This is a genomic window from Catellatospora sp. NPDC049609, assembly GCF_040675365.1.
Lineage (GTDB): Bacteria > Actinomycetota > Actinomycetes > Mycobacteriales > Micromonosporaceae > Catellatospora.
The window spans coordinates 1-10,834 of record NZ_JBFAOU010000228.1; the positions used below are offsets into that span (position 1 = coordinate 1).

Below are 10,834 nucleotides of genomic sequence, written 5' to 3' on the forward strand. Positions count from 1 at the left end.
GTGCGCCCAGCGCAACGGGCAGGGCGCGGCAACCGGATGCGGCCGCTCTGAGGGATCCGGCGGCACGCCCAGCGGCCGGGCCAGGCGCGGTGTCCTGGGGGTGGGGTGCCGCGCCGGCCGCCGACCCCGCATCGACCCGCACACGAGCGACGATTCGGCCGAATGGGCGATCTTTGCGGCTGCGCGCCAGACAGCCGTTGGCGCGGCTGACCAGTTCCGGGTATCACTGTGCACCCCTGGAGGGCACAACCGCCTCGGCCTGGCTGCCTCAACGATCGTCGGTCCCGGCGCCAGGGTGCCCCCGAGCTCCGTAAGTGGAGGCCAAGTGGCGGTGCCGCACCGATTGACCCCGTGGTCGGCACGGCACCGCCCGGCGGGCTTTCCCTGCGAGCCGAACCGAGGCGGGGCTCGGCTCTCCAACCCCCGGCGAGGTGATCTTGCGGTGGTGTTCGGTGGACCGAGACTCGCCCCGCGTTGCAACGAGCCGGCCGAGCTGGCATCCGTTGAGGCGCAGTTCGCGTTCCGCGCCGGTTCCGCGCCGTGGTGTTGGCCCGGCCGGCAAGAGTGCGGGCTTCGACTCGGGCACACCGGGCCGCACGCAGCGGCGATCGTCCGTCACTACGACCCCGGTCTCGACGAGCGTGAAGCCTGGTGGCTGCTGTGGAGCGCCGACGGCCGTCACTGGGCCAGACTTCCGCTGTGCCCAGCCTGGCGCGCCGCCGACCCCGACTACGACACCTGCCAACTGCCTGACGGACACGACGGCCACCACAGCTGGTTGACGTATGACCCCAGCTGACCAGCACCACCGAGACGGGAGTCGGGGCAGACTGCTGCCGGCTGGGGGTACGCACCCCGATGGCGCACCCGCCTCGCCCTCGCACAGGCTGACTTCTTTCAGCGTCCAGCGTTCCTGCGGCTTCCTCCGCGTGCGCAGGTCCAAGACGGCACAGCTGATCCCTTCAGAGCCGGAACAACACCGCCATGGCCGTACAACGACGCACGGGAGAGCCCGACGAATGTGGCTTGCGAGCGGTACCAACGGACACGCTTCATCTCGAAGCGACCGTCGGCGAGACGCCTACATCGACAGCCTGCGTGCCGCCGCAATCGTGCGCGTGTTCCTCCAGCACACTATGCCACTGGGGGCACTGACGGCGCTGCTGCCGTCGATGTGGGTGATGTTCGGTCTCGCCGGCTACCTCACCGCAGCATCGCTACACCGAAACGGTGGGCTGCGCACGATTCGCTCCCGAACACGCCGACTGCTGCCCCCGCTATGGACGCTCGCCATGGTCGCCATACCGCTCATGCTGATGGTCGGATGGCCTCAGTTCGGGTGGCGTGACCTGCTGCCCTGGATCTTCCCCGTGATCAACCCGCCATCCAGCGAATGGGGCGCGCCATTCGCCACAGCACTGTGGTACCTACGCGCCTACCTGTGGCTGGTCCTGCTGTCGCCACTGACCAGGTCGGCGTTTCAACGCTGGCCCGTGCCCACCCTGATCACACCGCTGGCCGGGGCAGTGCTATTCGGCACAGTGCTACCGCTGCCAACCTCGCCGACAGCAGACGTGCTGTGGTCGACCGCCGCCTACGGTCCTGCCTGGCTGCTCGGATACGCCCGGCACACCGGCCTGCTCGACCGGCTCGCACCCACCGCCTGCCTGGCCACCGCCGGGACGCTAGGCGCATCAGCGCTGCTGCGCGCCACTACCGACCCGGAGGGCCTGCACGACCCACTCGCCCAGGCACTATGGGGAACTGCTGTCGTCCTGCTCGTACTGCGGGCACGGCCGCCGATGGACTGGCTCACCCGCTTTCCCGCCATGGGCCGGGCAATCGACCTCCTCAACAATCGCGCGGTGACCATCTACGTCTGGCAACTCCCCATGATCGTTGCCGGATTGTGGCTACTCGACCACACCCCAGGCAGAAGCATCGCCGGACCTCCGCTGCTGACCCTGCTCGCAGGCACCATGCTCACCGCACTGGCCGTCCTCTGCTTCGGCTGGGTCGAGGACCTCGCCGGGCGGCGGCCCCCATCGCTGCTGCCCAGCCGCCACACCGACTGCGCCGACCTCCCATCGCAGTTGAGCCCTCGGCAACCAAGCAGGAAGGAAGGCGGCCAGACGTAGCTTCACGGGCCGGCAAGTCGTGGACGGTACGACTCAAGCCGTACCAACCAAGATCCCGTACCGCTCCTGAACTGCATCGGTACGACTGGTACGGCTGGTACGGGCACCCCCGGCGGCCCCGGACAGCGGTGCATCCTTTAGGCGCACGCACATAGGTGCTGTCGGTGTGCAGGTGCACCGTGACCGGGCGCTTCAGCGCCTCCAGCGCCTCGATCGCGGCGGTCATCTCCATCCGGTTGTTCGTCGTCGGCCCCGGATCCCCGCCGAAGATCTCCCGCGTGTGCCCGCCGTACCGCAGCACCGCGCCCCACCCGCCGGGCCCCGGATTCCCCGAGCAGGCCCCGTCGGTATAGATCTCCACAACCCCGCTCTCACCCACCCCGGCACGCTACCAGCCCCCCACCGCGCCGATCTTGCGCGAACGGTGGGGACGACACACTCCTACCGGGCATAAGGGCAGCAGCTCGCGCAAGATCGACGCGATCTTGGCGGCACGGCGGGGTGGGTCAGGGGATCGTGTCGGGGCCGCGGTGCGGGTGGGGGTGGGTGGCGCGGCGGGTGAACAGGAGGTGGTCGAGGCTGTAGCGGCCGGCGCCGACGGCGGCGATGAGCAGCGAACCCAGGCCGAGGGCGATGACGAGCTCGGCGCCGCCCTGGCCGACGAACAGGCCCTTGCCGATGTGGACCAGCAGGTACGCGCCGAGCATGTCGAGGAAGAGCAGGGTGCCGACGATCGGCACGGCGAGGCCGACGATGAGCAGCATGCCGCCGAGGAACTCCAGCAGCGCGGCGATCCACGCCGACAGGGTGGGCAGCGGGACGCCCAGCTGCTTGAAGCCGGCGGCGGTGGCGTCCATGCCGTCCACGAACAGCTTCTGGCACCCGTGGGCCGTGAACACCACGCCGAAACCGATCCTGGCCAGCAGTTTCACCACGTCGGTCGCGGTCGGCGGGAAGGCGTACATCATGGTGACTCCGTGCGGGTCGAGGCGCCGAATGGCATGAACATCACTTTTGCACAGGTTGGTGGTGGTGAGCCGTTATATCGGCAATCACGTCCCCGCGCGACACGCGGAGTGACCACGGATGAGTCCGCCCCGGTAGCCACTCACTCCCGCGGCATGGTGGGATGCGTGTTGCGTGCGGGTCGTCAGGATCGCGCCGGTTCGCGGAGCCTGTTGGCATCGCTGCCGTTTCGGCTTACCCTGACGTGGCCGTACGAACATCAACCTGGGGAGAACGGAGGACCCGATGCCGTCCGACCGTCTGATCAACCGGCGATTCGTGTACAACGGCCACCAGTGCACCGTCGCCGACTACGACGGCGACAAACGCCTCGCCATCGTGATGGACGACCAGCCGCACGAGGTCTACTCCGTCAACATCGACCTGGGCGACGATCCGACCGTCGGCAGGCAGCTGGACCTGTTCTACCTTCGCGGGGAGTTCTACGCCTGGCCGGCCGTCGGCCGCGGCAAGCCGCCCGCGCTGGCCAAGCACGACATCCCGGTCGAGCCGTCCACCGACCTCTGACCGACGCCCGCCCGGCCCGGCCGTCACCCGCCGTGACGGCACCGGGCCCGGTCGCGCGAGGCACCGTCCGATGGCGAGACACCGCCAAGGCACAACCCCGCCATGAAAAGATCTTGCGGACGCCCGGCGGCCCGATGAGGCTGCGGAGCCATGTCCGCACTGAAACTCGGCCGTCTGAGCACGGCCCTGCTCACCACCGTGGCGCTGCTGGCGGCCGCACCGGCCGCGAGCGCCGCGCCGGAGCCCGAACCCGGCCCACCGGGGCGGCTCAAGGGACCCGGCTCCGCCAAACGTGACAAGCTCGGCTCCCACGACCGCGAGCTGCTGGTCAAGGCCGTACGCGACGGCAAGAAGAAGGTCACCACCATGCTGGCGGTGGCCCCGGGCGAGTTCGACGCGGCCCGCAAGGCGGTCGAGGCGGCAGGCGGGACGGTGGCCGCCGCCCAGCCGAAGGTCGGCTACCTGCGCGCCGGCATCCCCACCGGCGCGGTCGACGCGGTGGCGCAGCAGACGTCCGTGCTGGCTGTCGACCTCGACGAGGAGATCCGCCTCGCCGACCCGGTCCCGGCGCCGGAGGGCAGGCGCAAGGGCGGCACCGCGAAGGCGCCGGGCCCGAAGACGCCGGCCGCCAACCCGTACCTGCCCACGCACGAGACCGGTGCGGTCGGCTTCGTCGCCGAGCACCCGGCCTGGGACGGCCGCGGCGTCACCATCGGCATCCTCGACTCCGGCGTGGACCTGGACCACCCGGCGCTGGCGACGACCACCACCGGCGAGCGGAAGATCGTCGACTGGGTGACCGCCACCGACCCGCTGACCGAGGGCGACGGCACCTGGGTGGAGCTGACCGACACGGTCACCGCCTCGCCCGCGTTCACCGTCGGCTGGCGCGAGGGCTACACCGCCCCGGCCTCCGGCGAGTTCAGGTTCGGCACGTTCTACGAGTACGCCACCGTGGGCCCCAACGACGTCAACGGGGACGTGAACCGCAACGGCACCCCGTGGGACGCCTTCGACGTGCTGCTGCGCCCGAGCGACCGGGCGATCTGGGTGGACACCGACGCCGACCGCGACTTCTCCGACGAGACGCTGCTGCGGCCGTACCGCGAGCAGCAGGTGGCGGGCCGGTTCGGCACCGACGACCCGGACACCGCGGTCAACGAGAGCATGCCGTTCACGGTCGAGCACCGGCTCGGCGTCGACCTGGCCCCGGCCGGGCGCGAGGGCACCGCGGACTTCGTGAACATCGGCCTGGTGGAGAGCGCGCACGGCACCCATGTCGCGGGCATCGCGGCGGGCCGCGGCCTGTTCGGCGGGAAGATGAACGGCGCCGCGCCCGGCGCGAAGATCGTCTCCTCGCGCGCCTGCACCTGGAGCGGCGGCTGCACCGCGGTCGCGCTGACCGAGGGCATGATCGACCTGGTGGTCAACCGGGGCGTGGACGTGGTCAACATGTCCATCGGCGGCCTGCCCGCCCTCAACGACGGCGCCAACGTGCGCACCCACCTCTACAACACCCTCATCGCCGAGTACGGCGTGCAGCTGTTCCTGTCCGCGGGCAACTCCGGCCCCGGCCTCAACACCATCGGCGACCCGGCGGTGGCCTCGGACGCCATCGCGGTCGGCGCGTCGGTCTCCGCCGACACCTGGGCGGCCGACTACGGCTCCGAGGTCAAGACCCGGATGGGGATCTTCGCGTTCTCCTCGCGCGGCCCCCGCGAGGACGGCGGCTTCAAGCCCGACCTCGTCGCGCCCGGCGCGGCGGTCAGCACCACCCCGACCTGGCTGCCCGGCGCGCCCGTGCCGGGCGTCGGCTACCAGCTCCCGCCGGGCTACAGCATGTTCAACGGCACCTCGATGGCCTCGCCGCAGGCGGCGGGCGGAGCGGCGCTGCTGCTGTCGGCGGCGAAGGCCACCGGCGTGGACGCGGCACCCGCCAAGCTGCGCGCTGCCGTGTCCGGCAGCGCCCGGTTCCTGTCCGGCGTCGCCGCGCACGAGCAGGGCAACGGCCTGCTCGACGTGGCCGCGGCCTGGCGGGCGCTGGCCAAGGGCGGGCTCGCCACCAGCACGTACACCATCGACGCCCCGGTCTGCACGCCGATCTCGGCGTACCTGCCCACCCCGCACCGGGGTGCGGGCCTCTACCACCGCTGCCCCGGCGCGCCGAGCCCGCGGCAGGAGGTCGTGGTCACCCGGACCAGCGGCCCCGCCACAGCCGAGCTGCACCGCATCTCGTGGCGCGGCGACGGCGGCACGTTCCGCACGGCGCAGGACACCGTGCGGCTGCCGCTGAACGAACCGGTGCGGGTGCCGGTCTGGGTCCGCGCCGACGGCAACGGCGTGCACAGCGCGATCATGGAGCTGGACGATCCGGCCACGCCGGGGGTCGACGCGCGCATGATGGCGACCGTCGCGACCGCCGACGAGCTGGCCGCGCCGTCCTACACGCGTACGCACAGCGGCCGGGTCGACCGAGCGCAGGCCGAGTCGTATCTGGTCACCGTGCCCGAGGACGCCGGTGTGCTGCAGGTGAAGCTGGACGGCGTCGACGCCGGCGACCGGGTGCGGTTCACCGCGCAGCACCCGTACGGCGTGCCCGCCGAGCAGGGCTGCTACACGAACCTCGACGAGGGCTGCAACCCGCACGTGCGCAGCTTCCGCGACCCCGCGCCCGGCGTCTGGGAGATCACCGTCGAGGCGTCGCGGACCTCGCCGTCCGAGCGCAACGACTACCGGCTCACCGTGCAGGCCTTCGGCGCCACCGCGGCCGGCGAGGCCCGGCTCGGCACGCTCGAACTGCACCAGCCGGTCCCGGTCGAGTGGCAGGTGACCAACCACCTCGGCGCGGTCAGCCTGGGCGCCTCGACCTCACCGCTGAGCAGCCGCTTCGCGGAGCGGGCCACCGTCGCCCACCACGAGCAGAAGCTGTTCACCGTGGTCGTGCCCTACGGCGCGGGCCGCTTCTCCGCCCGCATCGGCAACCCCGCCGACCCGGCCGCCGACCTCGACCTGATCGTCGCCGTGGGCGGGGTCGTCATCGGGCAGAGCGCCGACGGCGACTCCGACGAGTCGGTCGTCATCGACAACCCGCCGCCCGGCTACTACGCGGTCTGGGTCGACGGCTACTCCGTCCCGTCCGGCAGCACCGCGTTCGACTACAGCGACGAGCTGGCCAGCTCCTCGCTGGGCACGGTGGCCACCACCTTCACCGCGCCGCTGGCGCTGGCCCGCGGCGCGACCAAGCCCGTCACCGCGCAGGTCACCGCCGCCGGCAACGCCCCGGAGGGCCGCACCCTCTACGGCGGTCTCGACCTGGTCAACACCGACGGCGCCACGGTGGGCCGGGCCGGGGTGACCATCGAGGGGGTACGCGCCCCGTCGGTGCGCGTCGACACCATGTTCGGCCCGATGGCGGTGTACGCCGCGCAGGACGGCGTGGCGGTCGGCTCCGCGCAGATCAACGCGACGGTCACCCCGGCCCGCTGGACGCCCGAGGGCGGGCTCGTGGGCTACACCGGCCACACGGGATCGATCTTCGACGTCAACCGGCACGGCGTGGCCGTCGGGCAGTCGGAGCACATCGAGACGCCGACCCTGCCGGGCGTCTTCCACCCCGACGGCACCATCACCGAGCTGCCCATCCCCGAGTGGATCCCCGACGCCGACTACGGGCGCGCGTTCGCGCTCAACGACGCGGGCGCCATCGTGGGCAACATCTCGGCGTACCGCGAGGACGCGGCGTACCGCTGGCACAACGAGCCCTACCTGTGGACCGAGCAGGGCGGCTACGTCCGGCTGCCGCAGCTGTCCGCCGATCCCGAGTCGACCGAGCCCATCGCGATCAACAACAACGGGCTCATCGTCGGCGGAGCCGGCGACGGCACCGGCCTGGCCGTGGCCGTCCGGTGGGACGCCGCCACCGGGCAGATCCAACGCATCGGGTCGGTCGTGGACGGTGAGCCGAGCGTGCTGCTCGACGTCAACGACGCGGGCACGGCGGTCGGCGAGAGCGGCTCGCGGGCCGCGATCTGGACCGCCGACGGCGGCATCCGGCGGCTGCCCGACTTCGGGTTCCACTCGAAGGCGGTCGGCATCAACGCCTCCGGATGGGTCATCGGCGAGGCCGACATCATGCCGTACGACACGCACGTCGTCGCCTGGGACCCGCAGGGCCGCCTGTGGGACCTGACCGCCATGGCCGGGTCCGACAAGTTCTACCTGGCCGAGGCGGCCGACGTCACCGACGACGGCGGCTTCATCGCCTACGGCTACCCCATGGACGGCACGGAGAACGCCACCCACGCCATCGTCCGCTTCTGACCGACCGCCGCCCTTCCAGGCGCAACTCCAAAAGACCTGCGGCCTCCGACACCCTCGGAGGCCGCAGGTCTTGAAAACCCCAGCAGCAGTCGTTCAGCCGATGGCGTCAAAACTGCCAATGCACTGGGCTGTAAAGCCGTGGACTTCGCACGGTCGGCGGATCCAGAACCACCCACGGCATGCTCTTCTGGGAACATGGCCTGCCCGAACTGTGGCACGAAGAACCGGACGATGATTCATCCGAACTTCTACTACTGCGTACACGTGATCCTTGTTCAGGAACCACGACCTGGCCCCTTTGGACATGTTGCGCTGGTCACGGTTCCGATCAGCTGCTCCGTGATCTATCAAGACCGATCGGACGGTCAGCCGCTACAGACCTGCACCTGCTGTGATCTCGTCGCCGAGACGGTCTGTACGGCTTGCAGGCTTCCCTACTGCAGACGTCATATGGATCTGCACAATGGCTGGCGCTGTGCTGCCTGTATCCAGGCGGAAGCCACGCTGGCGGAGCAGAAAGCATATGAGGCACACGAGGCCGCATTGTCAAGAATAAGCCAGATCGCGGATCCGATTGAGCGCTTGTTGACCTTCTTCGGCTACGTCAAAGGAGCGGCGATCTACGGTCTTGGCCTCAGAACCAGATCTGGCAGCACTGGCGTAACTGAGGACGCCGTGCCAAGCAAGGTCGAACGGGTCACGGCGGATTATCGAAAGATCTGCGCGAACCAGGCCAGCCCAAGGGATGAAGTCCGGGCTGCCGGTCACACCTGGGACTCCGCCGCGGTCGTCCGGTGGTTCTGTGAGCGAGCGCGCCTTCGCGGCCTCGAACCGCCGGTCGGCCTCACGGTGATGCGACCGAAGCGCGGGTTTCTCACCGGGCGCTACCTTGAGCCCGTGGCGCGATCCCGATGCTGGAGATTCGCCGATGGTGGCACCTTTGGGACGCCCGGCGGACCGGGTCGTGGTAGGCACTTCGAGGTCTACGTCACCGATCGCGCTGCCCTGGTGGGGATTGTCGAGTACGGCCCCTGGCTCGACGACCGGAATCCGCCCGTCGAGCGGTACTGCACAGAGGTCTTCGACCGCGGCCCTGATGACGAACCATTGCGGCTGAACAGCAGGGCGTTAGCCGAGATGGCACGGATTTTGAACCTCACCGGCGAGTAGCCCGTCTGATCGGGCGTACCACGCAAAGCAAGGGTCCCCGCTGCTCAGACGTCCAGCTCGGCGAGCGCGATCGGCAGCGCCTCGGTGAGCTTCTCCATGTCCGGCAGGGCGGCTCCGTCGGCGTAGAAGCCGATGTGGACGGCGTCGCGGTAGCGGGACATGCCGATCGCGAGCGCGTGCCCGCTGGCCAGCGGCGCGATCGGGTAGAGCTCCTCCATCCGCGCGCCGCCCAGGTGCAGCGGCAGCGGCGGCAGCGGCACGCTGGTCACCACGATGTCGAACAGCAGCGGCGCGGCGTACGCGGCCAGCGGCGCGGCGAACCGGTGCATCGCGGGCGGCAGCAGCCCGGCGAGCACGGGCAGCGCCCCGGCGCCGCGGCGCGGACCGGCCGCCTTGTTGGCGTCCATCGCCTCGTGGATCAGCGCCAGCCGCCGGACCGGGTCCGGCTCGCCCAGCGGCAGATCGCACAGGTATGCCGAGAGCTGGTTGCCGTCGTCGCTGCCGTTGGAGCGCGGGCGCTGGCTGGCCGGGATCAGCGCGCGCAGCACGTCCAGCGGCTGCCCGTGCGCGGTGAGCCAGTGCCGCATCGCACCCGCGACGACGGCCAGCAGCAGGTCGTTGAGGGTGCCGCCGCGCTTGCGGCGGATGCGCATGAGCTCGCGCAGGTCCAGGCCGGCGAACGCCGCCCGCCGGGTGCCCGACGGGGCGGTCAGCAGCGGCGACGGCTGCGGGGCGCGCATCCGGCCGAGCACCGCCGAGGCGATGTCGAGCGCGGTGCCCGCCCGGTCGAGCACGTCGCCGACCAGGTGGTCGGGCCGGCTGAGCAGCCCGGCGCCCTGGCGGGCCAGCGACACGAGCGAGGGGTGCGAGGCGGCCTGAGCGGGCTCCGCGACCCGCGCAGCCGGCTCCGGGGCGGCCTTCTCGCCGCCGTCGAGCAGGCCCAGCCCGAGGCCGATCGCGCCCTGCCCGTCGCACATGGCGTGGTGCATCTTGGCGACCAGCGCGAAGCGACCGCCTTCGAGGCCGCTGACCAGGTGCAGCTGCCACAGTGGGCGGTTGCGGTCCAGCGGCTCGGTCATCACCTCGGAGACGAGTGCGGCCAGGTCGTCACGGCCGCCCGCCTCCAGCCGGTGGTGCAGGATGTGGTTGCGCGGGTTGAAGACCGGGTCCTCGACCCAGGCCGCACCGCCGGGCGGCAGCACGGTCGTGCTGACCTTGCACCGCATCCGCGGCACCCGGCGGGCGCGCTGCGCGAGCAGCTTGACGAGTGCCTCCGGCCGCACCTGCTGGGCCGGGTGGAAGACGGCAACCGCGCCCAGGTGCATGGGCGAGTTGGCGTTCTCCATGCACAGGAACGACATGTCCAGAGCGCTGAGCCGCCCGTCCTCCATGGCCATCCTCGCGTCGTCGTGGGACGTGGCCGTGCCGCGCCGCGCGGCGGCGGTGCCGCGCGGGGCCGACCTTTGACCTTGATACAACGTCTGAGACCACGTTAAGGCTGCGGTTTGTCCGGGCGGTTACAGGGATGTATTAAGGTGTCGCCGGACACCCCCGCCGTCCATCACTGCAGGTGGATTGCTAGTAGTGCTTTGTTAGGTCGGCGTGTCGTAGGGGTCTCTGCGGGCTGGCGTAGTGTCATGTCGCGGTGACCCCTCACGAGCTTTCGGTTGTGC

At 70.8% G+C, this 10,834-nt stretch carries 6 protein-coding genes and 1 pseudogene; 4 read left to right on the forward strand and 3 right to left on the reverse strand.

The features are described 5' to 3' along the window. Positions 1-1,019: 1,019 nt before the first annotated feature. Complete coding sequence (locus tag AB0J67_RS35880; RefSeq protein WP_363489356.1) at positions 1,020-2,138, forward strand: acyltransferase; 1,119 nt, start codon at positions 1,020-1,022, stop codon at positions 2,136-2,138. Between the two features lie 145 nt (positions 2,139-2,283). On the opposite strand, the pseudogene AB0J67_RS35885 reads toward AB0J67_RS35880, so the two are convergent. Together AB0J67_RS35885 and AB0J67_RS35890 are read right to left on the reverse strand one after the other, a co-directional pair. After that, positions 2,284-2,517 (reverse strand): annotated as a pseudogene (locus AB0J67_RS35885) (RNase H family protein); the annotation flags it as partial. A 127-nt stretch (positions 2,518-2,644) separates the two neighbouring features. Continuing rightward, entirely contained in the window at positions 2,645-3,106 is a 462-nt protein-coding gene (locus AB0J67_RS35890) for a DoxX family protein (protein WP_363489358.1), read from the reverse strand. A gap of 283 nt (positions 3,107-3,389) precedes the next feature. On the opposite strand from AB0J67_RS35890, the gene AB0J67_RS35895 reads away from it, so the two are divergent. The 3 genes from AB0J67_RS35895 (at position 3,390) to AB0J67_RS35905 (ending at position 9,161) form a co-directional block, all read left to right on the forward strand. Further along, the gene (locus AB0J67_RS35895) at positions 3,390-3,671 is read left to right on the forward strand and encodes a hypothetical protein (RefSeq protein WP_363489360.1); all 282 of its coding nucleotides are present in this window, start codon (positions 3,390-3,392) and stop codon (positions 3,669-3,671) included. 150 nt (positions 3,672-3,821) lie between these two features. Next, the gene (locus AB0J67_RS35900) at positions 3,822-7,991 is read left to right on the forward strand and encodes a S8 family serine peptidase (RefSeq protein WP_363489362.1); all 4,170 of its coding nucleotides are present in this window, start codon (positions 3,822-3,824) and stop codon (positions 7,989-7,991) included. Positions 7,992-8,441: 450 nt separating this feature from the next. Then, a complete protein-coding gene (locus AB0J67_RS35905; RefSeq protein WP_363489364.1) occupies positions 8,442-9,161 on the forward strand; it encodes a hypothetical protein in 720 nt (239 codons plus the stop codon). Positions 9,162-9,205: 44 nt separating this feature from the next. On the opposite strand, the gene AB0J67_RS35910 is transcribed toward AB0J67_RS35905, so the two are convergent. Further along, positions 9,206-10,558, reverse strand: a complete 1,353-nt coding sequence (locus AB0J67_RS35910; protein ID WP_363489366.1) for a wax ester/triacylglycerol synthase family O-acyltransferase — start codon at positions 10,556-10,558, stop codon at positions 9,206-9,208. Between the last annotated feature and the right edge of the window lie 276 nt (positions 10,559-10,834).